25 protein-coding genes and 1 tRNA gene are annotated in these 24,760 nt (G+C 58.9%); 12 read left to right on the top strand and 14 right to left on the bottom strand.

The window, feature by feature from the left end:
- The first annotated feature begins 168 nt into the window (after nt 1-168).
- Nucleotides 169-243, top strand: a tRNA-Asn gene (locus ACQZ40_RS05690).
- Nucleotides 244-343: 100 nt separating this feature from the next.
- Here the strand turns inward: ACQZ40_RS05690 and ACQZ40_RS05695 are convergent.
- Complete coding sequence (locus ACQZ40_RS05695) at nt 344-733, bottom strand: DUF2934 domain-containing protein (protein WP_448747548.1); 390 nt, start codon at nt 731-733, stop codon at nt 344-346.
- 170 nt (nt 734-903) lie between these two features.
- Here ACQZ40_RS05695 and ACQZ40_RS05700 point away from each other — a divergent pair, with 170 nt between their 5' ends.
- Entirely contained in the window at nt 904-1,143 is a 240-nt protein-coding gene (locus ACQZ40_RS05700; protein ID WP_448747549.1) for a hypothetical protein, read from the top strand.
- Nucleotides 1,144-1,213: 70 nt separating this feature from the next.
- Here the strand turns inward: ACQZ40_RS05700 and ACQZ40_RS05705 are convergent, their stop codons facing one another.
- The 3 genes from ACQZ40_RS05705 to ACQZ40_RS05715 all read right to left on the bottom strand — a co-directional run bounded on the left by ACQZ40_RS05705 (nt 1,214) and on the right by ACQZ40_RS05715 (nt 2,733).
- Complete coding sequence (locus tag ACQZ40_RS05705) at nt 1,214-1,657, bottom strand: TIGR02594 family protein (RefSeq protein WP_080817213.1); 444 nt, start codon at nt 1,655-1,657, stop codon at nt 1,214-1,216.
- 113 nt (nt 1,658-1,770) lie between these two features.
- Nucleotides 1,771-2,328 (bottom strand): methylated-DNA--[protein]-cysteine S-methyltransferase, encoded by a 558-nt coding sequence (locus ACQZ40_RS05710; RefSeq protein ID WP_080856235.1) that lies wholly within the window; start codon nt 2,326-2,328, stop codon nt 1,771-1,773.
- A gap of 135 nt (nt 2,329-2,463) precedes the next feature.
- Nucleotides 2,464-2,733 (bottom strand): DUF982 domain-containing protein, encoded by a 270-nt coding sequence (locus tag ACQZ40_RS05715; RefSeq protein WP_065654016.1) that lies wholly within the window; start codon nt 2,731-2,733, stop codon nt 2,464-2,466.
- Between the two features lie 188 nt (nt 2,734-2,921).
- Between ACQZ40_RS05715 and ACQZ40_RS05720 the strand changes: the two genes are divergently transcribed.
- The 4 genes from ACQZ40_RS05720 to sseA all read left to right on the top strand — a co-directional run bounded on the left by ACQZ40_RS05720 (nt 2,922) and on the right by sseA (nt 7,709).
- Nucleotides 2,922-4,361 (top strand): cryptochrome/photolyase family protein, encoded by a 1,440-nt coding sequence (locus ACQZ40_RS05720; protein ID WP_448747550.1) that lies wholly within the window; start codon nt 2,922-2,924, stop codon nt 4,359-4,361.
- A 122-nt stretch (nt 4,362-4,483) separates the two neighbouring features.
- Entirely contained in the window at nt 4,484-5,521 is a 1,038-nt protein-coding gene (locus ACQZ40_RS05725) for a cysteine synthase A (protein ID WP_003521575.1), read from the top strand.
- A gap of 12 nt (nt 5,522-5,533) precedes the next feature.
- Nucleotides 5,534-6,271 carry an alanyl-tRNA editing protein gene (locus ACQZ40_RS05730; RefSeq protein ID WP_065654018.1) on the top strand — a complete coding sequence of 246 codons (738 nt, stop codon included), beginning with the start codon at nt 5,534-5,536 and terminating at the stop codon, nt 6,269-6,271.
- Nucleotides 6,272-6,287: 16 nt separating this feature from the next.
- Entirely contained in the window at nt 6,288-7,709 is a 1,422-nt protein-coding gene (gene sseA / locus ACQZ40_RS05735; protein WP_078054044.1) for a 3-mercaptopyruvate sulfurtransferase, read from the top strand.
- Nucleotides 7,710-7,822: 113 nt separating this feature from the next.
- Here the strand turns inward: sseA and ACQZ40_RS05740 are convergent, their stop codons facing one another.
- Nucleotides 7,823-8,467, bottom strand: coding sequence for a dihydrofolate reductase family protein (locus ACQZ40_RS05740; protein WP_174035893.1), 645 nt, complete (start codon nt 8,465-8,467; stop codon nt 7,823-7,825).
- 54 nt (nt 8,468-8,521) lie between these two features.
- Nucleotides 8,522-9,409 carry a DUF4344 domain-containing metallopeptidase gene (locus ACQZ40_RS05745; protein ID WP_448747551.1) on the bottom strand — a complete coding sequence of 296 codons (888 nt, stop codon included), beginning with the start codon at nt 9,407-9,409 and terminating at the stop codon, nt 8,522-8,524.
- 164 nt (nt 9,410-9,573) lie between these two features.
- On the opposite strand from ACQZ40_RS05745, the gene ACQZ40_RS05750 reads away from it, so the two are divergent.
- The 3 genes from ACQZ40_RS05750 to ACQZ40_RS05760 all read left to right on the top strand — a co-directional run bounded on the left by ACQZ40_RS05750 (nt 9,574) and on the right by ACQZ40_RS05760 (nt 12,671).
- Nucleotides 9,574-10,041 carry a DUF1203 domain-containing protein gene (locus tag ACQZ40_RS05750; protein WP_271045054.1) on the top strand — a complete coding sequence of 156 codons (468 nt, stop codon included), beginning with the start codon at nt 9,574-9,576 and terminating at the stop codon, nt 10,039-10,041.
- A 97-nt stretch (nt 10,042-10,138) separates the two neighbouring features.
- The gene (locus ACQZ40_RS05755) at nt 10,139-10,474 is read left to right on the top strand and encodes a PilZ domain-containing protein (protein WP_003502271.1); all 336 of its coding nucleotides are present in this window, start codon (nt 10,139-10,141) and stop codon (nt 10,472-10,474) included.
- 208 nt (nt 10,475-10,682) lie between these two features.
- Nucleotides 10,683-12,671 (top strand): bifunctional 2',3'-cyclic-nucleotide 2'-phosphodiesterase/3'-nucleotidase, encoded by a 1,989-nt coding sequence (locus ACQZ40_RS05760; RefSeq protein ID WP_448747552.1) that lies wholly within the window; start codon nt 10,683-10,685, stop codon nt 12,669-12,671.
- Between the two features lie 173 nt (nt 12,672-12,844).
- Here the strand turns inward: ACQZ40_RS05760 and ACQZ40_RS05765 are convergent, their stop codons facing one another.
- Together ACQZ40_RS05765 and ACQZ40_RS05770 are read right to left on the bottom strand one after the other, a co-directional pair.
- Complete coding sequence (locus tag ACQZ40_RS05765; protein ID WP_271045052.1) at nt 12,845-13,387, bottom strand: DUF2087 domain-containing protein; 543 nt, start codon at nt 13,385-13,387, stop codon at nt 12,845-12,847.
- 272 nt (nt 13,388-13,659) lie between these two features.
- Nucleotides 13,660-14,628 carry a LysR family transcriptional regulator gene (locus tag ACQZ40_RS05770; RefSeq protein ID WP_003521584.1) on the bottom strand — a complete coding sequence of 323 codons (969 nt, stop codon included), beginning with the start codon at nt 14,626-14,628 and terminating at the stop codon, nt 13,660-13,662.
- Between the two features lie 149 nt (nt 14,629-14,777).
- Between ACQZ40_RS05770 and ACQZ40_RS05775 the strand changes: the two genes are divergently transcribed.
- Nucleotides 14,778-15,395: an FMN-dependent NADH-azoreductase gene (locus ACQZ40_RS05775; RefSeq protein ID WP_003521585.1), complete on the top strand. Its 618-nt coding sequence runs from the start codon at nt 14,778-14,780 to the stop codon at nt 15,393-15,395.
- 42 nt (nt 15,396-15,437) lie between these two features.
- Here the strand turns inward: ACQZ40_RS05775 and ACQZ40_RS05780 are convergent, their stop codons facing one another.
- The 3 genes from ACQZ40_RS05780 to ilvA all read right to left on the bottom strand — a co-directional run bounded on the left by ACQZ40_RS05780 (nt 15,438) and on the right by ilvA (nt 18,477).
- Nucleotides 15,438-16,703, bottom strand: coding sequence for a GGDEF domain-containing protein (locus tag ACQZ40_RS05780; RefSeq protein WP_125145920.1), 1,266 nt, complete (start codon nt 16,701-16,703; stop codon nt 15,438-15,440).
- Between the two features lie 117 nt (nt 16,704-16,820).
- Nucleotides 16,821-17,132, bottom strand: coding sequence for an HlyU family transcriptional regulator (locus ACQZ40_RS05785; RefSeq protein WP_065654027.1), 312 nt, complete (start codon nt 17,130-17,132; stop codon nt 16,821-16,823).
- Between the two features lie 70 nt (nt 17,133-17,202).
- The gene (ilvA, locus tag ACQZ40_RS05790; RefSeq protein ID WP_065654028.1) at nt 17,203-18,477 is read right to left on the bottom strand and encodes a threonine ammonia-lyase; all 1,275 of its coding nucleotides are present in this window, start codon (nt 18,475-18,477) and stop codon (nt 17,203-17,205) included.
- 80 nt (nt 18,478-18,557) lie between these two features.
- Here ilvA and ACQZ40_RS05795 point away from each other — a divergent pair, with 80 nt between their 5' ends.
- Both ACQZ40_RS05795 and ACQZ40_RS05800 read left to right on the top strand, forming a co-directional pair.
- On the top strand, nt 18,558-20,015 hold the full coding sequence (locus ACQZ40_RS05795; protein WP_448747553.1) for a TrkH family potassium uptake protein: 1,458 nt from the start codon (nt 18,558-18,560) through the stop codon (nt 20,013-20,015).
- A 106-nt stretch (nt 20,016-20,121) separates the two neighbouring features.
- Nucleotides 20,122-20,376, top strand: a complete 255-nt coding sequence (locus ACQZ40_RS05800) for a heavy-metal-associated domain-containing protein (protein ID WP_003521591.1) — start codon at nt 20,122-20,124, stop codon at nt 20,374-20,376.
- A gap of 430 nt (nt 20,377-20,806) precedes the next feature.
- On the opposite strand, the gene ACQZ40_RS05805 is transcribed toward ACQZ40_RS05800, so the two are convergent.
- The 3 genes from ACQZ40_RS05805 to ACQZ40_RS05815 all read right to left on the bottom strand — a co-directional run bounded on the left by ACQZ40_RS05805 (nt 20,807) and on the right by ACQZ40_RS05815 (nt 24,636).
- Nucleotides 20,807-22,300, bottom strand: coding sequence for an ABC transporter substrate-binding protein (locus ACQZ40_RS05805; protein WP_271045050.1), 1,494 nt, complete (start codon nt 22,298-22,300; stop codon nt 20,807-20,809).
- A gap of 230 nt (nt 22,301-22,530) precedes the next feature.
- Nucleotides 22,531-23,541, bottom strand: a complete 1,011-nt coding sequence (locus ACQZ40_RS05810) for an ABC transporter ATP-binding protein (RefSeq protein WP_448747554.1) — start codon at nt 23,539-23,541, stop codon at nt 22,531-22,533.
- Between the two features lie 12 nt (nt 23,542-23,553).
- Nucleotides 23,554-24,636, bottom strand: a complete 1,083-nt coding sequence (locus tag ACQZ40_RS05815) for an ABC transporter ATP-binding protein (protein ID WP_448747555.1) — start codon at nt 24,634-24,636, stop codon at nt 23,554-23,556.
- Nucleotides 24,637-24,760 lie beyond the last annotated feature (124 nt).

Genomic DNA, 24,760 nt, shown 5'->3' on the forward strand with positions numbered 1-24,760 from the left:
GCCCTTTTGCATCTGGCCTGTGGATAATTTTTTCACCGGCGATAAGCCCGGAAAATCGGGACTCTGGAGGGATAAAACAAGAGGAATGCGTTTTTTTTGAAAAAACCGCTTGGCAAATCGGAAAAGCATTTGTATTACCCCGCTCACACCGCGCCAAGCGGTGGACGTTCCCTGGTAGCTCAGCGGTAGAGCATTCGACTGTTAATCGACAGGTCGCCGGTTCGAATCCGGCCCGGGGAGCCATTTCTCTCAAAAACATGTTTTGAAGAGCGAAGTGCAGCTGCAATTCGCCCCTTTCTTCTGGGGGATTGTCGTGACTTCCCCATCATCCTACGCCAAACGATCAGTTCTTTTTGACCGCCCGCTTCGTCGCCTTCGTGGCGTTGGTAAGCGCCGGAGGATCGCTTGCCGGAAAACTCTCCTCAAGGCTCTCGGTGAGATCGTCTTCCTTGTTCTTATCCGTAGATTTCCGCTCTTTCTCAAGCGATTTTACCGCGGGTGATTTGGCATTTGCCGGAGTTGCCTTTTTCGCTGGCGTCTTCTTCGCAGGCGCCTTCGCGGCAGCAGCCTTCTTCACGCCATTTCCGCTTTTGGACTTCGCCGCTTCCGCATGTGCGGAAAGCTCCCGTTCCGCCTCGATCCAGTGTCTTTCATGGTGCCCGTCGGGTCTTCCTTCCCTCTCCCATATTGCGCGCGCTTTTTCACGGATTGCGGCTTCGCGGTCATGGCTCATAACGGACCTCCCTTTTTACGTTGCACCGGTTTTGATTGTGCCATTGAAAAAACAAAAAAAGCCAGAGTTAGTTCCGCTTTGACCTGCGACGAATGAGCATTTCCGCGAGAAACGGAACCGTCATCGGCCGCCGATCGTTTGGCCTGCAGAAACCAGCAGGAGATCGCTTCATGACCACCCCGCAGAAGCCGAAAACCGAACCGCTTGATATTGAGGACGATGATGTCGCGCGGTTCGAAACAGACAGCGAGCTGAAAGCCAAAGATGTCGAGATTTACCCGGACGAGAGCGTGAGCCTGCGTGCGCGCCGGCAGGCCGCAAGGCAGCACGAGGACGCCTTCATCGTCGCCATAGACCTTGAGGACGACGACCAGCGCGACGCAGCACCTGGCACCAGAGAGCAGCCTTAGGCCCAAACATGGAAAAGGCGGGTCAAAGCCCGCCTTTATCGAAAAAATGCCGTCAAAAATGTCAGGAGATTTATCGGCGGACCGAAACGATGGCCTTGCGGTTGAAGTTCGACACCTGCACCCGGCCGGACTGGTTGCCGCCGAGGATTTGGGCGGTCTTGCCGCTCATGCTCTTCAAAATGCCGGCGTGGTAACCACGGCCGTTGCGAATGACGACGACATCGCCGGGCTTGGCCTGACTGACGGGCACTGCATAACCGAAGGATGTCCAGGACTTCGCAAATCCATAGGATTTGGGAGATTGCCGGCCGGCCTTGCTGGCGACCGCATGCAGGAAAAGGCCGCACCATGGGGTGCTGCGGGGATTTGCGCCAAGAATGTTCTTGAGGCTCTTGTTGTTCTTGGACTCATGCAGTCCGGTGTATTTTTCTGCCTGGTTCAGCATGCCGGCAGAGGCCGATGCAACGACTGTAAAAGACAAGGCAACCGATAGAATTAACGCGGATACTCTCAAACGTCTCGCCCTTATGTTAGAGGGCGCCCGTGTATTGTGACAATTTAGCGACAATTTGACGAGAAATGGGCAGAAATCAGACGCCTATTCATGTGCGCTGATCTGTCATTGCTTCAAAACAGGCTGCCCTGCGCCTCGTCAGTGCGGCTGCGGCCGGCATTTTCGAGATCCAGCATACGCAATTTGGTGGTGGTTCCGCCCGGTGCGGAGAAGCCGCCAAGCCTGCCGCCGGCGGCGAGAACCCGGTGGCAGGGAATGATCAGCGGCACCGGATTTTTCGCCATGGCCTGACCGACATCGCGGGCCTTTTCCATGCCGAGACCGAGGGTCTTTACGATGCCGCCATAGGTCGTCGTGTCACCCCAGCCGATCTGCCGCGCAACGGCGTAAACATCGAGGAAAAAACGCTCCTGCCCGGCGAGATCGAGTTCGACGGCGGTAAAATCGATCTCCTCGCCGCCGAAATAACGGGTGATCATCGCAATCACCTCACGCATGCGTGTTTCGGGAACGGCGATTGAGGCGGATGGCAGGCGCTTCTGGAGAAGTTTTTCGGTCTCGCCGGCATCAGAGCCGGGCAATTGCAGACGCACGATGCCCCGCCCCGCCCATGCGAGACCGCAATGGCCGAGGGCTGTGGGAAAAACAATATAGCCGTAGTGGTTGCTCATTGCCGTCGCTCATCCGCTTTTTCGCATGCACGATGCCATATCCCGCATTCGAAACAACCCGTTTCCTGCTCCTCAACAAACAAGGCCACCCGTTTTTGGCGGGTGGCCTTATACACATCAGTTCCGAAAATCCGTTCAGGACGCGATTTTGCCCGGCTCTTCCACAAGGCACCGTGCCTGCCGGCTGGCGGCAACGAAGGCCGTGCGGGCAATTTCCCCCGCCACGTCGCCCATCAGCGAGGCGCGGCACAGGCGCAGCGCCTGTTCATGCACCTTGTCGCCACGCTCAGGCCATTCGTGCTGGAGAAAATCGAAGGCTTCGTAAACGCCATTGAAAATACGGGGAGCACCGTTTTCAAGGGAGATGGTAACGGGCTTTTCCCACTTAACGTCATTCAGCAACATTGATTGCACTTCCATGCTCTATTAACCCGCGACAAACGCCGGCTCCTCCAGTTGGTTCCCTTTATCAGCGGTTTCAAGGGCGAAAAAATAACCCTCGAAAAACCATGCCCTCCATCTTTCCATTCTAGCCGATTTGCGGAACAAAGCGTTTCAACACTCGTTCAAGCGGAAGTGAACCGGGTCCTTTCATGCCGACAACAGCCTCCCCCGCCATCGTCTGGTTCCGCAAGGACCTGCGCCTTTCGGACAACCTCGCTTTGCTTGCCGCCGTGGAGCATGGCGGCCCCGTCATCCCCGTCTATATCAGGGAAAAATCATGCGGCCCGCTGGGCGGCGCACAGGAATGGTGGCTTTACCACTCCCTCACGTCCCTTACCGCTGCACTGGAAAAAATCGGCAGCCGCCTCGTGCTTCTGAGCGGCGACGCCGGCGAGACATTGCGCCATCTGATATCCGAAACCGGTGCAGAGGCGGTATTCTGGAACCGCCGATACGATCCTGCCGGCATGGCGACGGACAAGGCGCTGAAACAGACGCTTCGGGATGACGGCCTGACGGTCCGCAGCTTTTCCGGCCATCTGCTGCATGAACCATCGAGGCTGCAGACGAAATCCGGCGGTCCATACCGGGTCTATACGCCTTTCTGGCGGGCGCTGGAGGGCGGCGAGGAGCCACATGCGCCGGCGGATGCGCCGAAGGGTCTCAAGGCGCCGAAGACGTGGCCAAAATCGGAAAAGCCTGGCGATTGGAAACTGTTACCCACCAAGCCCGACTGGGCGAAACACTTCAGCGACATCTGGTCTCCCGGCGAAGGCGGGGCGCGGGAGAAACTCGACGATTTCATCGATGGCGCTTTGAAGGGTTATGAAGAAGGCCGCGATTTTCCGGCAAAGCACGCCACCTCTCTGCTTTCGCCGCATCTGGCGTCCGGCGAAATATCGCCTTCTACCGTCTGGCACGCGACGAAGGGGCTTTCCCGCCATATCGCCTCCAACGATATCAGCCGTTTTCGCAAGGAAATCGTCTGGCGGGAATTCTGCTATCACCTGCTGTTTCATTTTCCCGAACTCGATGAAAAGAACTGGAACGACAGTTTCGACGCCTTCCGCTGGCGAGACGATGAAAAATCCTTCACGGCGTGGACCCGCGGGATGACGGGATATCCGATCGTCGATGCCGGCATGCGGCAATTGTGGAAACACGGCACCATGCACAACCGGGTGCGCATGATCGTAGCCTCCTTCCTCATCAAACATCTGCTGATCGACTGGCGGAAGGGTGAGAAATGGTTCCGCGACACGCTTGTCGATGCGGACCCGGCCTCCAACGCAGCCAACTGGCAATGGGTGGCGGGATCAGGCGCGGACGCCTCGCCGTTTTTCCGCATCTTCAACCCCATATTGCAGGGCGAAAAATTCGACGCCGATGGCGATTATGTGCGCCATTTCGTGCCGGAGCTGGAAAAGCTTGAGCGAAAATACATACACAAGCCGTTCGAAGCGCCGAAAGAGGCCTTGAAGAAGGCGGGCATCGAACTTGGCAAGACCTATCCGCTGCCGATTGTCGACCATGGAAAAGCACGGGAAAGAGCGCTTGCGGCCTATGCCGACGTCAAGAAGAACGCATAAAATTGGGTATCGGCAAAATTTTGCGTGGCTAAGCCAAAGCCGGGAAGATAATTTCTTGCCTTGAAGCGGTTGTAACGGGACATAACGGCACCTAATTTCCGCTCAGACAAGAAGGCTCAATCATGACCATTCACTCCTCTGCGCTCAGTGCTATCGGCAACACGCCGCTCATCCGTCTGAAAGCCGCCTCTGAAGCGACGGGGTGTGAAATCCTCGGCAAGGCGGAATTCCTCAATCCCGGGCAATCGGTGAAGGATCGCGCCGCACTCTACATTATCCGCGATGCCGAGCGGCGCGGTCAGCTGCGACCGGGCGGCACCATTGTGGAGGGTACTGCGGGCAATACCGGCATCGGTCTTTCGCTGGTCGCCAATGCACTCGGTTACAAGACGGTCATCGTCATTCCCGAAACGCAGAGCCAGGAAAAGAAAGACGCGCTGAAACTTCTCGGCGCGAAGCTGGTCGAAGTTCCGGCCGCCCCCTATTCCAACCCGAACAATTACGTGAAGGTTTCCGGCCGGCTGGCAAAACAGCTTGCCGCGACGGATGAAAACGGCGCGATCTGGGCCAACCAGTTCGACAACATCGCCAACCGTCAGGCCCATATCGAAACGACGGCCCCCGAAATCTGGGACCAGACGGACGGCAAGGTCGATGGCTTCATCTGCTCGGTCGGTTCCGGCGGAACGCTTGCGGGCGTGGCCGATGGCCTGCGCGACTTCAACCCCGACATCAAGATCGGCCTTGCCGATCCCGAGGGTGCGGCTCTCTATGAATTTTACAAGCACGGCGTGCTGAAATCCGAAGGCTCGTCCATCACCGAAGGCATCGGACAGGGGCGCATCACCGCCAATCTGGAAGGTTTTACGCCTGACTTCTCCTATAGGATTTCGGATGCGGAAGCGCTGCCGGTGCTGTTCGATCTGGTGACGAAGGAAGGGCTTTGCCTTGGCGGCTCCTCCGGCATCAACATTGCCGGCGCAATCCGCCTTGCCCGCGAGCTTGGTCCGGGGCATACAATCGTGACGATACTGTGCGACTACGGCAATCGTTATCAGTCGAAGCTGTTCAACCCGGATTTCCTGCGCTCAAAGGGGCTTCCCATTCCGCAGTGGCTGGCGACGAAAAGCGAGATTGCGGTTCCGTACGAAACCGTTTGAGGACATGCCGAAATGCCTGTGAATGCCCTGTTCCGTGACGATTTTTATCTTTCCACCGCAGAAGCGATCGTCACGGCGGTGCATGAGGATGGCGGCATAGAACTGGACCAGACATGCTTTTACGCCACCTCCGGCGGCCAACCCGGTGATAGCGGTTTTCTCGAGCGGGCCGATGGTTCACGCATCGAACTCGGTATCACCAAAAACGGCGCCGACAAGAGCGTGATCATCCATGTGCCGCTCGAAGGCCAGCCTTCTCCTGAAGTCGGCGAAAAACTCACCCTGCATGTGGACTGGCCGCGTCGCTACAAGCTGATGAGGATGCACACCGCCTGCCATCTGCTCTCCGTCGTCTGCCAGTGGCCGATCACCGGAGCCGCCGTCGGCGAGGATGAATCGCGTGTCGATTTCGACATGTCCGAGACCATCGACAAGGACGAAGTCACGGCAAAGCTTATGGAGCTGGTGAAAGCCAACCATCCCGTCTTCCTGCAATGGATCACCGACGAGGAGCTGCAGGCCAATCCGGGCATCGTCAAATCCAAGAATGTGCGCCCGCCAATGGGCCTTGGCCGGGTCAGCCTCGTCTGCATCGGCGAAAATTCCAGCATCGACAGCCAGCCCTGCGGCGGCACCCATGTTTCCGAAACGCAGGAAGTGGGCGATATTCACATTGCCAAGATAGAAAAGAAAGGCAAGGAGAACAGGCGGTTCCGCATTCGTTTCGGCGCGCCTGAAGCTGTTGCCTGAGATTGGGAGAAACATCGTGAGCACGGATAAGAGCCGTTTCGTCGTTTCGGCGGACTGGGTGGAAAAACAGCTCGGCACGGCCGGGTTTCGTGTCGTTGATGCCTCCTGGTATCTGCCGGCGCACAAGCGCAACGGCGCGGAAGAATATGCGGCGGGTCACCTGCCCGGTGCGGTATTCTTCGATCAGGACAAGATCGCCGATCATACCACCGGCCTGCCGCATTCCCTGCCCTCGCCGGAATTCTTCGCGGAACAGGCCGGTGCGCTTGGCCTCAGCGACACCGATACGATCGTGGTTTACGATGGCCCCGGCTTCTTTTCCGCGCCACGCGTATGGTGGATGCTGCGGGTGATGGGCGTGCGCAAGGCCTATGTGCTGGATGGCGGCCTCGATGGCTGGAAACGCGAAGGCCGCCCGCTCGAAACCGGCACGCCGGAAATCGAGCCGGCAACCTTTACGCCTGATTTCAACGAGAAGCGCGTGACCTCGCTTGACGCCATGCGCGGCATTGTCGACAGCGGCGAAAAACAGATTGCCGACGCCCGTGGCGCCGGACGCTTTACCGGCGACGAGGCCGAGCCGCGTGCTGGCATGCGCTCCGGCCACATGCCCGGCGCGCGCAGCCTGCCCGCGACAGCCTTTTCCGAAAACGGCCACTTCAAGGACCTCACCGCCATCCGCAAGATGGTGACCGATGCCGGCATCGATCTTTCGAAGCCCGTCGTCACCAGTTGCGGCTCGGGCGTCACCGCCGCCGTTATTACGCTTGCGCTGGAATCGCTCGGTCACAAGGATAATTCGCTTTACGACGGCTCATGGTCGGAATGGGGCGGATTGCAGGATACGCCGGTGGTTACCGGTCCGGCAGACGCAATCCCCACATTGTCGCACGGACCGCTGAAGGCGCATGTGACGCAGCTGGAAATGACGGCTCCGCCCAAGGTCAGCCTGCCGATCCCGGTCAACATCCAGACGGCGCTGATGCGGGTCAACAATATTCCCCTGCATTTCTACCGCTATCTCTACTGGCGGGTGGGGAAACGCTGGCACTGGCAAAAGCGCATGCGCATGAGCGATGCGGAGCTTTCCGCCATTCTGCGCGATCCGAAAAACAGCGTTACGGTTCTTTATATGAACGGTGCGCCCGCCGGTTTCTTCGAACTGAACAAGGCGAGCGACGAGGTGACCGAGCTTTCCTATTTCGGGCTGCTCGAAGAGGCGATCGGTGCAGGCGTCGGCAAGTGGTTCCTGTTGCAGGCGCTTTACGCCGCCTGGCAGGACAATCCACAACGGGTGACGGTGACCACCAACACGCTCGACCATCCGCGCGCGCTGCAGCTTTACCAGATGATGGGCTTTTCGCCCGTCGGCACCTATGAGGCCTGGGTGGAGCCGCTTGCCGATACCGAGCTTCTGGAGATATCGCTGCGCAACTGAGTAGCGCCCTTGAGAGCAGCGCTTGCCATTCTCCGATAAGGAGTGCGTGAGGGAAATGTCAGCGCAGGAACCGCTGCGCAATGTTGGTGGGGATACCTTTAACGGCGCAGCATTCATGCCCTGTCGATAATCAGATGGGTAGCGCCCTCGCCCGCAACGGTCCCGGTACAGCGGTAACCGAGCGCGGGCAGGTCCATCCCCTCGAACAAATGTTCACCCTTGCCGAGAAAAACCGGCGCCAGCGCCAGATGCAGCTCATCGATCATGCCCGCCGCCATATATTGCCGGATGGTCGAAACGCCGCCGCCGATGCGGACATCCCTTCCATTTGCCGCCTTCAGCGCCATGTCGAGCGCCGCCTCGATACCGTCGGTCACGAAATGGAATACGGTGCCGCCCTTCATCTCGAAGGACGGGCGCGCATGGTGCGTCATGACGAAAACTGGAACGTGATATGGCGGCTCTTCGCCCCACCAGCCCTTCCAGTTTTCATCCGGCCATGCGCCGCGCACCGGCCCGAACATGTTGCGCCCTAAAATCCAGGCGCCGATATTTTCGAAGCTCTTTTCGGAAAAATCCTCGTCCGTCCCGGTCGAGCCGCCGTCCTTGCCGAACATGCGATGAAAGGTGCGGGTCTTGAAAGCCCATTGGTGCAGCTCCTCGCCGTTCACACCCAGCGGGTTCTGCAGGCTCTGGTCTGGGCCCGCGCCGTATCCGTCAAGCGAGATGGCGAAATTGCGAACGACAACCTTTGGCACGGCACTCTCCTCCCATATCGGGAAGCCAGATTGCCAGCGTTCGGCAATCCGGCTTCAGATTTCCCGTTCCAGATTAGCGGCGGCCGTCGGGATTTGCCCGCCGGCAGCGCCCTTGTCTTCCGTGACGGTGTTTAACAGGTGATCGGCAATCAGTTCCGCCTGGAACTTGCCGAGTTCATAGCAATAGGTGATCTCGCGCTTTTCCGCCGACCAGTAGACGTCGGGACGGCCGCAGGACTTGGCCGTCAGCCTGACGTCCCCCTTCAAGCCATAGCCGCTAAAACTGCGGCTGATGAGATCGAGAACCTTCGATTCCTTGATCATGATGGCGTAGGGCTCAAGCTCCGGGTCGCGCGGCGGCACGTAGCTGACGGAGAATCTGGAAGGGGTCTGGCTGCGGTGGGGGCTCAGAAAATTCTCCCAGGCCGAAGCAACGCCCGGATAGGCGGCGGCGCATTTGTCGAATTCGGCATTGTTGAGCCCCATCATGGCGGCCAGATCGCCATAACCGTCCTTGTCACGGCCGACCATCAGGCAGGCCATGTTGCGATCTCGGCTCCTGTCGGGCACCAGCGCGGAGAAGACCGGGGCTTCATGCTCAGGCAAGGTCTCCGCCTCACGCGCCAGATACCAGCTGTCCGTGGCATTGACGAGCGCGGTGTCGAGCCATTCCTCGTTGGCCTGGAGGATGAGCGTGCCAGCCAGTTGATCGGCCGGCGCCTGCACACTTGCCGTGTCCGCCGTTCCGAAATCCGAGATCAGCATGCGCGCGCCCTCGTGATAAAGCGAGAAGATCGCATTGCCGATGACGAAATTGACCGCCTGCTGAAGCTGTTCGTCGGACAGGCCATCGAGACCGGAAGCGACCTGCGCCTCGGCCTCAAGCGGAGCCGTCAATGAAACGAAAGCCAGCGGAACGGCGGCCAGAAAACGACGGAACATAAAATCAGACCTTCCGGGAACGAGGAGCGTCACTGATTCCCGAAGCTAACGAGTCACGCAATGGGCTGGTTGCATCGCCTGTCAAGAATCGGGTGGATAGTGATCCGTTTCGGGACCATAGCTGCAAAGAAGCAACGCCGAACCCAACCCAGGAGGTCTCCGTCATGACCGATCTCGTTTTCACTGCAATGCCGGCTAAGGAAGCCGAAGCCTACCGGGCGGGAGCCGCCGACGCCTATGGCAATCCGCCGGAGAGAGCCGTTTCTCCCGGCGGCATGCCCTGCCGCCACTGCCTTTCCCAGATCGGGGAAGGCGAAGGGATGCTGATCCTCGCCTACCGGCCCTTTCCCTCGCTGCAGCCCTATGCGGAAACAGGCCCGGTGTTTCTGCATGCCGACGCCTGTGAGCGCTATCCGCAGACGCAGGCCATTCCGCCGATGCTGGACAGCCCCGATTATATCGTGCGCGGTTATGGAGCCGATGGCCGCATCGTCTACGGCACCGGCGCGGTGACGGCCACAGGCGAGATCGTTTCGCGCGCGCGGCACCTTCTGGAGCGCGCGGATGTCGCTTATGTGCATGTGCGCTCCGCCCGCAATAATTGCTATCAGTGCCGTATCGACACAGCATAATCGGCAATTACATGCAATTTTAAGAGAAGAACTAAACGGCTCTCAAGTTTTTCGCGCCATGATGCAGGTATCGGAAACAATTGATTTGAGCAGCAAAATGACAAACAACCTTAATATGGCGACCCGGACCGCGCCCCGCAGCAAGACCAGGATTTTTGCGACCGTGCATTATTTCAGCCAGTCGACCAGAGGGCGTGTGGTCGATCTTTCCGCCACCGGAATGGCGCTCGAGCTGGATGGACCTTTCGCCGCCGCCAAGGGCAGCCGGGTCAAGGTGCAGAGTGAGGATCTCGGCTTCATCGAGGGCGTCGTGCAATGGCAGCACATGAACCGCCTCGGCCTGCAGCTCAAGCTTTCCACCAACACGCTGGCGCAGCTTTCCTCCTATTTCCGCTTCTTCCACGAAGAAGTGAAACCGACGCTGGCCCGCTGATCTAAAGCGCAGCAATGCAAAGAACGTAGGATGCGCATTCTCCGGTGCGGCGACACCTGCGCCGCACGCCCGTGATAAAAAATTTATCAAACGGTTGAAAACCGGTCCATCTGTCACGGGCCTGTCATTTTGGTGATGGACTCCTCTGCGATTGCTTCTACCCTGTCATTTTTTCAAGACAGAGCAAGCTTCATCCGAAGGAGTTCCCATGTCGTCGCTTCTCGCTCTCCACCCCATTACCCGGCGTTCGCTTCTGGGCGGCATCGCAGCCTCCTCGGCGCTGGTGATGCTGCACCCTTTTGCTGCGCGTGCGGCGGCCAACCAGGCGCATCTGCGCATCATGGAAACGACCGATATCCATGTTCACGTCTTTCCCTATGATTATTACGCCGACAAGCCGAACGACACGATGGGACTGGCGCGCACGGCCTCGATCATAGACACCATCCGCGCCGAAGCCGGAAACTCGATGCTGGTGGACAATGGCGACTTCCTGCAGGGCAACCCGCTCGGCGACTATATCGCCTATGAGCGCGGCATGAAGGCCGGCGACAAGCACCCCGTGATCAACGCCATGAACGTGCTGGGTTACGATTGCGGCACGCTCGGCAACCACGAATTCAATTACGGTCTCGACTATATGTCGAACACGCTGGCGGGTGCGGGTTTCCCTTACGTCTGCGCCAACCTCACCAAGGGCCAGCTTGCTTCCGATCCGAAGAACGACGAGCTGTTTTTCAAGCCCTATGTCATTCTGGAAAAGCAGATCCGCGACGGCGGCGGCGTGACGAGCCCTGTCAAGGTCGGCATCATCGGCTTCGTGCCGCCGCAGATCATGATGTGGGATTCCAAGAACCTCGAGGGCAAGGCGCAGACGCGCGATATCGTCGAGGCGGCAAAAGCCTGGGTTCCAGTCATGAAGGAGGAAGGTGCGGATATCGTCATCGCCCTTTCCCATTCCGGTATCGACGGCAAGGGCCAGACCGAGCGCATGGAAAACGCCTCGCTTTATCTGGCGGGTGTCGAAGGCATCGACGCGATCTTCACCGGCCACCAGCATCTGGTCTTCCCCGGTCCGAAGACCTGGGACGGCATTGAGGGTGCGGATGCCGTCAAGGGCACGCTGATGGGCAAGCCGGCGGTAATGGCCGGTTTCTGGGGCTCGCATATGGGCCTCATCGACCTGCTGCTCGAAAAGGACGGCAAGAGCTGGAAGATCGTCGACTTCACCTCCGAAGCCCGGCCGATCTACCACCGCGACGAAAACCGCAAGGTCGTCGCCGATTTCACGGACAAGGCGGAAGTTCTCGCCGCCGCCAAGGCCGATCACGAGGCGGCCCTCGCCTATGTGCGCCGTCCCGTCGGCAAGACCTCCGCGCCGCTCTATTCCTATTTCGCGCTGGTGGCCGACGATCCTTCCGTACAGATCGTCTCCAATGCCCAGACCTGGTACATCAAGGACATGCTGAAGGAAGGGCAATATAAGGATCTGCCCGTGCTTTCGGCGGCAGCCCCCTTCAAGTCCGGCGGTCGCGGCGGTGCGGATTATTATACCGATGTCCCCGCCGGTGACATCGCCATCAAGAACGTCGCCGATCTCTACCTCTACCCCAACACGGTGCAGGCGGTGCTGATCAACGGTGCGCAGGTAAAGAACTGGCTGGAAATGTCGGCCGGCATGTTCAATACGGTCGAGGCCGGCGCAAAGGATGCGCCGCTGCTGAATGCGGATTTCCCGTCCTATAATTTCGATGTCATCGACGGCGTGACCTATCAGATCGACATTTCCAAACCGGCGAAATTCGACAAGGATGGCAAGGCCATCAACCCGGACAGCAACCGCATCGTCAACCTGCAATTTGAAGGCAAGCCGATCGATCCCGAGCAGAAATTCGTGGTGGCGACCAATAATTACCGCGCCAGCGGCGGCGGTAAATTCCCCGATATCGCCGGCGACAAGGTGATCTTCGTGGCCCCCGATACCAACCGCGACGTGATCGTGCGCTATATCATCGATCAGGGCACCATCAACCCGTCTGCGGATGCCAACTGGTCCTTCGCGCCGGTGGCCAATACCACGGCGATCTTCGAAACCGGCCCCAGGGGCCGCCACTACGCGGCCGATATCAAGGGCGCAAAGATCGAGGATGCCGGGGACGGCGCGGAAGGTTTCGCGAAGTTCCGTCTGGTTCTTTGAGGGCTGCGGCCTTTCGGCTGTTGGCGGCAGGGGGAAGCTCTGCCGTCATCCTTGGGCTTGTCCCAAGGATCTAACCACGTCGAATTAAATCAATCCGTAGCAGATCCTCGGGACAAGCCCGAGGATAACGCCGAGTTTGGTCGAAACTATCGGCACTACCGAGGGCTATCCCCTCAATCGCGTCCACCGAGCGCTCGCAGCAGAAGCGGCAGTTCCAATGGCGGTTTCTGCTCTATGCGCCGATAATCGCTGCCATCGCGGTTGCGGCGGATAAGCCTCAGGCCGACCATGTCGCGCCTCAGCATGGCCGCATCCCCGAACAGGTGCAGACTATCCAGAAAGCTGCTGAATTCGCGCTCGGAAAAGCCCCGCCCGGCGGGAATTTTCGCCCATAGATACCAGAGGCACAGTTCCTGCTGCGCGCGGCGGGCCGGCCATTGCATCAGCCGGCCGGCAGCGTCGAAGACACGAACGGTCTTCAGCACCCTGCCCTCATTGGCTGCCGGCAGCATCTCTGGCCGGGATGGTCCGCTGTCATCGGATGGCTCGCGCGAGGCTCGCAAATGCTGGAAATTTCGGAACCCGGCAGCCCGGCTCAGAAGATTGAGCATCTCTACATGGCTTGGCTTTCGGTCCAGCCTGCCGATCTGTTCGCGGACGGATTTGGCGAAAGTCGAGAGGTCTGCGATATCAATGGAAAGGATCGAACGTGGCATGACTTACCCTCAAGTGCCATTCCGAAAAGGTGTCGCTGATCGCCGGCTTCCGACATGGCACGGGATAAGTGCTGTCAAACTTTAAGAATGCAGGTTTAGCTTCCCTTGCGGGACGGCGATGCCTCGGTGAACTGCTGACCGTGGTTTAGGTATAGGCAGGCGACCCGCCCACGTCAATTGGCCTTGCTGGCATAGCGCCGAGGTTGCCGCGCGTTTCTTCTCCCCGCCTTGGAAAAGGTGGCCCCGCTCGGTCCAGACATAGTTAGACAATGTCACTCAGCGGCGACAGAAATGCTCCTCTGCTTGTGTGCCGCAAGCATCCCGTTGAAATCCTTGTGGTTCGGGCAGGCAGAGAGGCGTTGCTGAAATGCTTCGGCAAGCCATTGGCCGGCGGGGCCGGCGGGTGAATCGACCCGCCGCAGCGCAAAGAGCGGATATTCGCCCTGTTCATAGGCCTCGAGTTCAAGCGCCTTGAGGCTGCCATTGGTGATGTCGTTACGAACGATCGATGCGGGCAGGCCGCCCCAGCCCAGACCGCCCTTGATGAGCTGGTATTTTGTGGCGATGTCGCTGACCCGCCATGTCTTGTAAGAAAGCACATTGAAATCGCGGCCCTTGGTCAGGCCGGATGCATCGGTTACGACAAGCTGAACCTCCTCGCGCACATCGGCAAGACCCAGCGGCCGCTCGATCTGCGCCAGCGGGTGATCCGACGCGACGACCGGCAACATGAAGGAATGGCCGACCTTTTCGACGACGAGTTCGTCGTCCTGGCGCAGCATCGCCCCGCCAATGCCGATACCTGCCTTGCGGGAGAGCACCATCTCCATGACCATGCCCAGCTCGCCGACATTGAGGCTGAGGGTGACGGTTGGGAATTGCTGGCGAAAATCCCGCAGCACGGCCACCATGGCCTCCGCCGGCACCATGGTGCTGATGGCGACCGAGAGTTCCGCCTCAAGCCCCTGCTTCAGCCCCTTGGCGCGGGCGCGCATCTCCTGCAGGCCGGCGACGATGCGCCTTGCATCCTCCAGCATGGCGCGGCCTTCATCCGTCAGCTTCGGCTGACGCACGCCGCTGCGCTCGAACAGCGTCACTTCAAGCTGCGCCTCGAGATTGGCGATGGTGTAGCTGACCACCGACTGGGCGCGATTGAGCGCCCGTGACGCGGCGGAAAAACTGCCGGTCTCGGCAACCGTCAAAAACACCTGCAATTGATCGAGGGTCGGGTTCGCGTCCATGTCCCATCCATTTCATCGATAGATTGCTTCCACATTATCACAGTTTTCTTGATGGCAGTAATTTTTCATATAGAGCGCAAAGGAAGGGCATCGTGCTCTCCCGCCCTCCCAAGGCGCCCGTCAATTCATCGCATATGCAAGGAAAGACCATGTCCAACATTCTTCTCATCACCTCCAGCCCGCGTGGCGACGAATCGGTTTCCAACAAGTTTGCCGGTGAACTCGCAAACAAGCTGAAGGCCAAGTCGGCTTCCAACACCCTTGTCCACCGCGATCTCGCTGCTGACCCGATCCCGCATCTCGACACCGTCAAGACCGCCGCCATCCGCAAGGCGCCCGACCAGCGCACCGCCGAAGAAGCGGTTGCCGCCGATTATTCCGACAAGCTGGTGACCGAGCTTCTCGCCGCCGACACCGTCGTCATCGGCACCGGCCTTATCAATTTCAACATTTATTCCGGCCTGAAGTCGTGGATCGACAATGTCGCCCGCGCCGGCCAGACCTTCAAATACACCGAAACCGGCCCGGTCGGCCTCGCCACTGGCAAGAAGGTCTACATCGTTCTGGCTGCGGCCGGCGTTTACTCCGAAGGCCCGGCGGTCTCGATGAACCATGCCGTTCCTTACCTGAAGACCGTTCTCGGCTTCATGGGCATGACCGATGTGGAAGTCATCTATGTCGAAGGCCTGGCATTCGGTCCGGAAGCCGTCGAAAAGGCTGTGGCTGCCGCTGAAGCCAAGGTTGCCGAGCTGGCGCAGGCCGCCTGAGGCCTTTGAATGTCTGGGCGATGCCGGCCAGGGTTGCCGGTATCAGCCGACCCACATTCCGTAACGGCCGTGGACCTGGTCCCGGCCGTTATTTTTTGCCGCATAGAGCCGCGCATCGGCCTCCGATAGGAGCGCGCGGAAAAGCTGTCCATCCTCGAAAGCGGTGGCGACGCCGATACTGACGGTCAGCGGCGAACCGTCCGGTCGCTGCAGGTCCGCAAGGATCGCTGCCCGAAGATTGTTCGAAAATGCCAGCGCCGTTTCATGCGCCATTGCCGGCAGGAGGACAACGAATTCCTCACCGCCAAAGCGGTAGAGATGGCCCAGCGGCTGCACCGCGCGCTTCAGGACGGCGGCGAATTCCCGCAAGATATCATCGCCCTGCAGGTGTCCGAACGTATCGTTGACGGTCTTGAAATGATCGATATCGACAATCAGCACGCTGACCGGCCGCTTTTTCTCCAGGCACTCCACGACGACGGAGGGCGCATCGAGCTCCATGCGGGCGCGGTCCGATACGCCCGTCAACATATCGCGTCCGGAGCGGGACAGAAGCTCCTCGTAACGTTCCCTGAAGGTGAGATCGTTAAAGACATCGGCAACGCTGCGGCGTGTCAGAAAGCGGCCCTTGGCCGATGTCAGCCAGAGATAGGTGGCAAACAGCAGCGAATAGATGCCGACTGCCGCCATCTTCGCCTTCCAGCCATCGTAAAAGACATCGAGAGGGGCGTTGAACAACAATCGCAGCGCCCCATAAAAACCCGCCTGATCGAAGCTCAGGATAACGACACCGCAGATCGCAAAGCGCAGTACGATATGGCGCTGCAAATAACGCCCCAGTTTTTCGTAAAACAGGATGATGGCGATGGCGTCGATATAAAGCAGGCTGGTTCCCCAAACCATCAGCACGCCCATGTCATCCAGAAATGCGGTGCTGACCGACTGCCCGGGAACGATCGCCACCGTCTGATGGAAACGGATGATCTGCGCCATGATGACGGTCACTATATTGCCGAGAAACAGGCCGTAGATCGGCTGTCGAACGACCGCCGCGTCCTCCCGCATATAGAGCATGAGGATCATCATCAGCTTGCCGGCAAAAAGGATCGAGGAGCCGGGCGATGCCACACCGAAAGGCAGCTGCACGTAAAATACGGCCGCCAGGTAGGTTTCCAGAAAATGCATGACGCCCAGCGCGGTGAGAAAAACACCGATGCCGAGAATATGCCGGTAATGAAGGAATGCCGTCATTACCGCGAAATAGACGACGGCTTCCGTCAGAAAGAGGGCGAGATTTGCCCATTGCATCGGCGCATGCCTTACCTATACGCGCCGCGCGGCGTCAGTGGCGCGTGGCTTCACATTTTGAGGAGGATAGGCCGAAGCAAACAACGGAATCTTAATATCCGAGGCAAGAAAGCGTCATCATTTTCCTGGGAAAAGCGAAGCGCCGTTCTGGTCGATGATGAGCTTTGCCTTGCGGATCGTGAACTCAACCGCATCATCCATGCTGGTGAAGACGTCGGCGCGCACGAATTCATGCACCAGCACTTCATCGCCGGCCTTTTTTTCGATGCGGCCCGCCAGGCGGAACTGGCCGCCTTCCTTGATCGGCGTCGCATAGATCAGATAGTCGCCATGCGCATGCGGCTCCGCCTGGGCGACCTTCTGCGGCGCGTCGGAGGACGGCTGGCCGGAGCCGAAGGCCGAGAGGATTTTGGAAAAAAACGATGCCATGGCTTTCACTCCCTCAATCTATGTCAGTTTTGAAGGGCGGAGACGATCCGCCCTTCCCTGCCTCTTCCGATCAGATGATCAGGTTCGACAGGATGTCGTTTTCGGTGATGTCCTCATAACCGAGACCAGCGGCTTCGAAACGTTCCAGCAGGCCGGCGAAATTCTCCTTCGCGCTGGTTTCGATACCGATCAGGATCGAACCGAAATTGCGGGCCGATTTCTTCAGATATTCGAAACGGGCGATATCGTCGTCCGGGCCGAGCAGGTTGAGGAAATCGCGCAGCGCGCCGGGGCGCTGCGGCAAGCGAAGAATGAAGTATTTCTTCACGCCCGTATAACGCATGGCGCGTTCCTTCACATCCGGCAGGCGCTCGAAATCGAAGTTGCCACCGGAAACCACGGCGATGACCGTCTTGCCTTCCAGCCTCTCGCGGCCGAGCTTTTCCAGCGCGGTAATTGCCAGCGCGCCGGCCGGCTCCAGCACCACGCCTTCGAGATTCAGCATCTCGATGATCGTCACGCAGATGGCGTTTTCCGGGATGAGCATGACCTGCTCGGCCGGAAAATCCTTCAGGGCCTTGAAGTTCAGGTCGCCGATGCGGGCGACGGCGGCGCCGTCGACGAAATTATCGACCTTGTTCAGCGTCACCGGTTCGCCGCGTTCAAGGCTTTTCTTCAGGCTCGGCGCCCCTTCCGGCTCGCAGAACACGAAGTTCTCCTTGCGGACCGTGCCGGCCAGAAAGCCCGATAGACCGGCAGAAAGACCGCCGCCGCCAACGGGCATGACGACGATATCCGGCTTCGTGCCTTCCGGAAGCTGATCCATGATTTCCGCGGCGACCGTCGCCTGGCCTTCGATGATGTCCTCATGGTCGAAGGGCGGCACCATGTAGCCGTCATTGTCCTCAACATATTTGCGGGCGGCGGCATAACACTGGTCGAATATATCGCCCACCAGACGGATGCTGATGAATTCGCCGCCGAAGATGCGGGTCTTTTCGATCTTCTGCTGCGGTGTCGTCACCGGCATGAAAACAACGCCTTGAACACCGAAATGACGGCAGGCGAAAGCAAAGCCCTGCGCATGGTTTCCGGCTGAAGCGCAGACGAAAACCTTGCCTTTGCCGGCCTTGGCCACCGCCTTGCGCAGGAAGTTGAATGCGCCTCTAATCTTGTAGGAACGAACCGGGGACAGATCCTCACGCTTCAGCCAAATCGACGCGCCATATCGACGGCTGAGATGTTCATTCAACTGCAACGGCGTTTCCGGGAATATTTCCCGCACTTCTCGCCGCGCTGCTTCCACAAGCTGCTTGTCCACGATAGTCAATCCATTGAAATTCATAATGGCACCCGCTATGCCATAGGAAGACGTCCGAGACAAAGACTCATTTCAGCGCGGCAACAAACTCCGGGTTTCATTTCTTGAACAGCAACCTTCTGCGCTCGGTCATATATGTGGCGTCCATCTTCGGGCTTTACATGGCGACGGCCATGTTCCTGCCGGCGCTCACCGATCTTTATTACGGCAATGACGACTGGATGGTGTTTGCGCTGTCGGGTTTCATGTGCGGGGGCTTTGCGCTTGCCTGTGCGCTGGCGACGCGCGGTCCGATTGCGGCCTTCAACAAACGTTTCGGCTTTCTGCTCGTCAACCTGCTCTGGCTGGTGTTTTCCATTGTCGGCGCGGTTCCGCTTTACCTGTCCGAACTCAACCTGACGCTCGGCCAGGCGCTGTTCGAATCCGTTTCCGCGATTACGACGACGGGGTCTACAGCCATTGCCGGTCTCGACAACGCGCCGCAGGGCATCCTTCTGTGGCGTTCTCTGCTATGCTGGCTTGGCGGTATCGGTATCGTGGCGCTTGGCCTCTTCATTCTGCCGCTGCTGCGTGTCGGCGGCATGACCTTCTTCCGCATGGAATCTTCCGACACCGGCAACGACCGGCCTTTTGCGCGGCTCGCGAGCTTCACCCGGGCTTTTGTGGCCATTTACATCATCATGACGCTTGCCTGTACCATCGCTTACGATTTTGCCGGCATGTCGCATTTCGATGCGCTGAACCATGCCATGTCGACGGTCGCGACCGGCGGTTTTTCCACCCATGACGCGTCTTTTGCCTATTTCAACAATACGGCGCTGCTGTGGATCGCCACCATCTTTCTGATCTTCGGCAGCCTGCCCTTCTCCGTCATGATCCTGCTTGCGGTGCGCCGCCGGCTGGAGACTCTGCGCGACCCGCAGATCGCCGTTTTCCTCGGTTATCTCTGTGCAATCTCGATTGCGGTTGGCGTCTACCATCATTTCAGGAACGGTGTGCCGCTGGATGACGCGCTCAGCCATTCCTTCTTCAATATGACCTCGATCCTTTCGACCGGCGGCTTTGCCAGCGACGACTATACGCTCTGGGGGCCTTTCGTCGTCGTCGTCGCCTTTTTCGCCACCTTCATCGGTGGCTGTTCCGGCTCGACGGCGGGCGGTATCAAGGCCTATCGTTTTCTCATCATGTTCAACGTGGTGCGCGCCGGGCTGAAGAAGCTGATCTATCCGAACGCGGTCTATTCGGTGCGTTACGGCCAGCAGGTGGTCGATCCCGATACGATCCGGACGATCTTCCTGTTCGTCAGCTGCTTCATCGCGCTGTGGATCGCCGGCAGCCTTGCCATGAGCCTTATGGGTTACGATTTCCTGACTGCCACCTCGGCCGTTGCGACCTCGCTCGCCAATGTCGGACCCGGCATCGGCCCGATCATCGGCCCGGCAGGCAATTTCTCCACAATCAGCGATCCCGCGCTTTATCTCCTCTCGGTCCTGATGCTGCTCGGACGTCTGGAAATCCTGACGGTTCTGGTGCTGCTGATGCCGATCTTCTGGCGCAGCTGATGTCGTGGCATACTTGTTGAGCGCCGGCGAATAAAGCGCTTGACCTTCCCACGTTGGAATAGTCCAGGCTCCTCCTGTTAGAATTCCAAACCATGGAGAACCGCCTATGTGCACCGCTCACCAGCATCATGCCGAAACCACCACGGCACCGGTTGATGCAGACCTTTCTTTTCACGTTGAAGACATGACCTGCGGTCACTGCGCCGGAGTGATCAAGGGCGCGATCGAAAAGACCGTTCCCGGCGCTGCCGTGCATGCCGATCCGGCAAGCCGCACGGTTGTGGTTGGCGGCGTCTCCGATGCAGCACGTATTGCCGAAATCATCACCGCTGCAGGCTATACGCCCGAAGCACGCGCCTGATCCGAAGAGATACCGGCGGCGCTTCATCGCTGCGGCCGCCGGATCGCCCCATCTGCCCCGCTTCACGCTGCATTATGTGACGGGTTTTGGACGGCATCCGTCCCTCTTTCCTCCCCGATGGCGAACGCCCTATCCCTTTCAATCAGGGATGACGGAGGAGATTTTTCCAATTTAATGAAGCGAATCATCCACATGCCGTCACACCGGCCTTGTGAACCTGTCTGTTCCCCTCCTCCGTCATTTCGACCTTGAGCCGGAACCAGCCGACGTGCGTATGTACGGCGGGAAGATTCCTTTCAGCCCAAGGACTTGGGCTGGCTGGATTCCGGCTCAGGGCCGGAATGACGGAGGAGAGGTTCAAGGGCCTTATCGCAAGAAAGACCCGGCTCTTGCGAGCCGGGTCCCTCTCAATCAGCACCATCGCACCAACTTACTTCGTCGCCAGATCCTTGGTCATGACAAAATAGTTCAGCGGATGCGGCTTGTAGTTTTCGAGCTTTGCCGAATAGGCATCGAACACGGTCTCATGGATGAGGAAGACGGAGACGGCTTCGTCATAAATCTTCTTCGCCGCTTCGCCGTAAATGGCGTAACGCTTGGTGGGTTCGCCCGCCGAATAGGCGGATTTGATCAGCTTGTCCGTCTCCGCATTGCAATAGTGCGAGATATTGTAGCTGCCGCCGCAGGTATAGTCGGCATTCAGGAAACCGGCCGGTTCGGCGACATCGGTGGCGTAACCGCGAGACAGCAGCGCCATGTCGAAGTTGCCGGCCAGCATGTCGGGCTCAATGGCGCTGTAATCGGCAACGCGAACATCGACCTTGATGCCGATTTCCTGCAACTGCGCCTGGATGATCGCCGCGACGTCCTTGAGTTCGGTCTTTGCGGTATAGGCAAGGAGCGTCACCTTCAGGCTGCCGGGTGCAACGCCGGCCTCTTTCAGAAGGTCCTTGGCTTTTTCCACGTCATAAGCGGGTTTGGTTTCCTTTGCAGCCCACGGTTCGCCGGCCGCAAAAGGCATGGTCGCGCCCTTGACCACGCCTTCATAGATACTCTCGGCGATACCACCCGTATCGATGGCGGCCTGGATCGCCTGGCGCACCTTGATATTGTTGAAAGGCGGCTTTGAATTGTTCAGCAGCAACTCGGTGATACGCGGCGACGGGATTGGCGCAACCTTGACGCCATCGGTGGATTCGATAGTCTTGACCGTCCATGGCGGCACGAGCCGCGAAACCTGCGCTTCCCCGGTTCGGACCTGGGTGGCGCGTGTGTCGGCATCGGGCACGAAATTGACACGGCCGCCGGAAAGTTTCGGCATGCCGTCCCAATAGTCGTGATTGGCCGTCAGAACCATATGCTGGCTGGGATCGACCTCGGTGATCTTGAAAGGTCCGGTGCAGGTTCCGATCGGATCGACCTTGCCGTCCTTATAGGCGGATGGAGCGAGGATGGAGGTGGCGGGGCTTGCCATTTGCGCCGGCAGCAGCACGGAGGGTTCGATCGTCGTAATCTTCACCACATCATCGCCGCCAGCTTCGACGGCGGCAATCAGCTTCGGAGAGAAGGCACGGGCGGGCACGGGTGCTTTCAGGAGATTGCTGAGTGCATTGACCGCGGCCTTGGCATCGAGCGGTTCGCCGTTCTGGAACTTGACGCCCTTGCGCAGCTTGAATTCCCACACCTTGGGATCAGACTGCTTCCAGGACTCGGCAAGGCTTGGCTCCAGCTTCATGTCATAACCGACACGCACCAAGCTTTCGAAACAACCCGCACGCGAGCCGAGATAGGCGTCGTCGGAAGCCATCTGCCAGCCGGTCTTCACACCGAAATTATCGTCGTAGGTAATCGTGGCGGCCTCTGCCGCATGCGTTCCAAACGAAACCACAATGGCGCATGACGCCAAAAGTGCGTGCTTCATCATAGAAGATTCCCCTTTTATTTTTGATGACAACGCTCACAATTCGTATATTTTCACGAAATTTCACTCAATCACTACAAAGTCAATAAGAATACCCTATGGATATCTCTCGATTATCCATTCGAATATTATCTATTTTACGTTTTGTACTCGGAATTTTATTCCGATATTAATCCGTAAACACACAATTCATCTGTTTTTACGGCAACAGAAAACTGTAACTGCGTTGTCCGTCAGCCCCATTCCCGCCAGCGATGGCAGCGCGCGAAATGCTCGCCGGAAACGCCTTCCAGAACGGGTTCCACCTCGCCGCATATCTCGGTCGCATATTTGCAGCGGGTGTGGAATTTGCAGCCGTTCGGAGGATTGAGAGGGCTCGGCAGATCGCCGTCCAGAAGCATCTCCGGTGCATATAACCCCGTCTCGTCCAGCATCGACGATGCTATGAGAGCCTTGGTATAGGGGTGCTTCGGCGCCCGGAAAAGCTCCTCCCGGTCGGCGATTTCAACGACACGTCCGAGATACATCACCGCGATGCGATCGCAGAGATAACGCACTACGCGCAGATCGTGGGAAATCATCAGAACCGTCAAACCGTGACGGCGCTTCATGTCCATCAGAAGGTTCAGGATCTGCGTGCGCATTGAGGCGTCGAGCGCCGATGTCGGTTCGTCGCAGACAAGGAAGCTCGGATTGAGAAGCAGCGCGCGGCCGATGACGACGCGCTGCAACTGGCCGCCGGAACACTGGCTCGGATACCGATCGTAAAAAGAGCCGTCGAGGCCGACCTCTTCCAGCATCCGGAAAACCCGGGCCGTGCGCTCCTCGCGCGTGCCGATGCCATGCTGGGCAAGCGGCGCTTCCATGCTCTGGCCGATACGCATGCGGGGATCGAGTGCGGAATAAGGGTCCTGAAACACCAGTTGCACGACCCGGCGCATACGCCGAAGCGCCTCGCCCTGCATGTGCAGCATATCGTTCTGCCCAATGCTGACCTCGCCTTTCGTTGCGTGGGTCAGCCGCGTAATCAGCCCGGCAACCGTGCTTTTGCCGCATCCGGATTCACCGACGAGACCAAGCACTTCCCCCTCGCCGATCGTCAGGGAAACATCGTCGACGGATTTCACCACACGGTGACCGAGACCCGATATGGGATAATATTTGCAAAGGTTTTTCGCGACCACGAAGGGTCGCTTGCTGTTTTCCGCCGATGGCGGGGTCTGTGTCGTCGCTGTCGCTAGCATCGTCGCCCTCCCTCAGCAGACCGTGTGACTGGCATGGTCGTGGCTGGCATGATCGTGGTTGGCATGGTCGTGGCCGACCGCCCAGCACCGCGCCTTGCGTCCTTCGGGCAAGGCATTCAGATCCGGTTCCGAGGCCATGCAGCGGCCTCTCATGCCTGCCGAATTGGCAAGCGCGCAGCGCGGATGAAACCGGCAGCCGCAGGACATGTCATGGGCCTGCGCACTGGAGCCGGGGATCGTCAGCAGCTGCCCCTCGCTGTCGGTGGTCAAAAGCGAACAGCTGATGAGCGCCCTGGTATAGGGGTGCTGCGGCGCCTTGAGGATCGCCTGGGTCGGCCCCTCCTCGACGATGCGGCCGGCATACATGACCGCGATCCGGTCCGCGAAGGCGGCGACGACCGAGAGGTCATGAGTGATGAGCAGCGTGGCAAGCCGGCGCTTGCGGCGCTCGTCGTCGAGCAGTCGCAGGATTTGTGCCTGAACGGTGACATCAAGCGCCGTCGTCGGTTCGTCGGCGATCAGAAGCTGCGGATTGCCGGAGAGTGCGGCCGCAATCATCACACGTTGCGCCATGCCGCCGGAAAGCTCGTGCGCGAAGCACTGCGCCCGCGCCGATGGATCGGGAATGCCGACATCCGACAGAAGGCCGACGACCCGGTTAAGTGCGGCGTGCCGGCTCATTTTACGGTGGATCCAGAGCGGCTCGGCCACCTGCGTCCTCACCCGGCTGGTCGGGTCGAGCATGGCCTGCGGCTGCTGGAACAGCATGCTGATATCTGCGCCGCGCAGCGCATCGAGTTCGGAGGATGAAAGAGCGAGAATATCGCGACCGGCAAAGGAAATGCGGCCGGAATTGATTTCCGCGCCATGCGGCAAAAGCCGCATCAGTGACAGCGCCGTCATGCTCTTGCCCGACCCGGATTCGCCGACGAGAGCGACGACTTCTCCGGCGTTGACGGAAAGCGTCAGGCCCGAAATAACAAACTTGCGGCCATTTTGCGCCGGCACGGAAACGTGCAGGTCCTCTATCTCCAGAAGCGGTGCGCATTCAGGGGACATGGCCGTATTGGCAAGCGTTTGTCCTTCGATATTCATAAGAGTTCCCCTTATTTTTATTGAATCGGAGGCATTGCGTATTCTTCATGCGGCTTCAGACGATATTACTCTCCTTCCGGTTCCGTTGCGTCATCTATGTTTGACGTTGTCAAATCGACCATTG

This window comes from Agrobacterium sp. 16-172Ci (genome assembly GCF_053522725.1).

Coding starts and splice junctions, on each gene's coding strand:
- ACQZ40_RS05750 (WP_271045054.1), top strand. CDS start 9,574: ATGACCGATCTCGTTTTCACTGCAATGCCGGCTAAGGAAGCCGAAGCC.
- ACQZ40_RS05805 (WP_271045050.1), bottom strand. CDS start 22,300: ATGATGAAGCACGCACTTTTGGCGTCATGCGCCATTGTGGTTTCGTTT.
- ACQZ40_RS05745 (WP_448747551.1), bottom strand. CDS start 9,409: ATGTTCCGTCGTTTTCTGGCCGCCGTTCCGCTGGCTTTCGTTTCATTG.
- ACQZ40_RS05730 (WP_065654018.1), top strand. CDS start 5,534: ATGCCTGTGAATGCCCTGTTCCGTGACGATTTTTATCTTTCCACCGCA.
- ACQZ40_RS05700 (WP_448747549.1), top strand. CDS start 904: ATGACCACCCCGCAGAAGCCGAAAACCGAACCGCTTGATATTGAGGAC.
- ACQZ40_RS05720 (WP_448747550.1), top strand. CDS start 2,922: ATGCCGACAACAGCCTCCCCCGCCATCGTCTGGTTCCGCAAGGACCTG.
- ACQZ40_RS05760 (WP_448747552.1), top strand. CDS start 10,683: ATGTCGTCGCTTCTCGCTCTCCACCCCATTACCCGGCGTTCGCTTCTG.
- ACQZ40_RS05815 (WP_448747555.1), bottom strand. CDS start 24,636: ATGAATATCGAAGGACAAACGCTTGCCAATACGGCCATGTCCCCTGAA.
- ACQZ40_RS05810 (WP_448747554.1), bottom strand. CDS start 23,541: ATGCTAGCGACAGCGACGACACAGACCCCGCCATCGGCGGAAAACAGC.
- ACQZ40_RS05725 (WP_003521575.1), top strand. CDS start 4,484: ATGACCATTCACTCCTCTGCGCTCAGTGCTATCGGCAACACGCCGCTC.
- ACQZ40_RS05755 (WP_003502271.1), top strand. CDS start 10,139: ATGACAAACAACCTTAATATGGCGACCCGGACCGCGCCCCGCAGCAAG.
- ACQZ40_RS05695 (WP_448747548.1), bottom strand. CDS start 733: ATGAGCCATGACCGCGAAGCCGCAATCCGTGAAAAAGCGCGCGCAATA.
- ACQZ40_RS05715 (WP_065654016.1), bottom strand. CDS start 2,733: ATGTTGCTGAATGACGTTAAGTGGGAAAAGCCCGTTACCATCTCCCTT.
- ACQZ40_RS05800 (WP_003521591.1), top strand. CDS start 20,122: ATGTGCACCGCTCACCAGCATCATGCCGAAACCACCACGGCACCGGTT.
- ACQZ40_RS05785 (WP_065654027.1), bottom strand. CDS start 17,132: ATGGCATCGTTTTTTTCCAAAATCCTCTCGGCCTTCGGCTCCGGCCAG.
- ACQZ40_RS05780 (WP_125145920.1), bottom strand. CDS start 16,703: ATGCAATGGGCAAATCTCGCCCTCTTTCTGACGGAAGCCGTCGTCTAT.
- ACQZ40_RS05770 (WP_003521584.1), bottom strand. CDS start 14,628: ATGGACGCGAACCCGACCCTCGATCAATTGCAGGTGTTTTTGACGGTT.
- ACQZ40_RS05775 (WP_003521585.1), top strand. CDS start 14,778: ATGTCCAACATTCTTCTCATCACCTCCAGCCCGCGTGGCGACGAATCG.
- ACQZ40_RS05710 (WP_080856235.1), bottom strand. CDS start 2,328: ATGAGCAACCACTACGGCTATATTGTTTTTCCCACAGCCCTCGGCCAT.
- ilvA (WP_065654028.1), bottom strand. CDS start 18,477: ATGAATTTCAATGGATTGACTATCGTGGACAAGCAGCTTGTGGAAGCA.
- ACQZ40_RS05765 (WP_271045052.1), bottom strand. CDS start 13,387: ATGCCACGTTCGATCCTTTCCATTGATATCGCAGACCTCTCGACTTTC.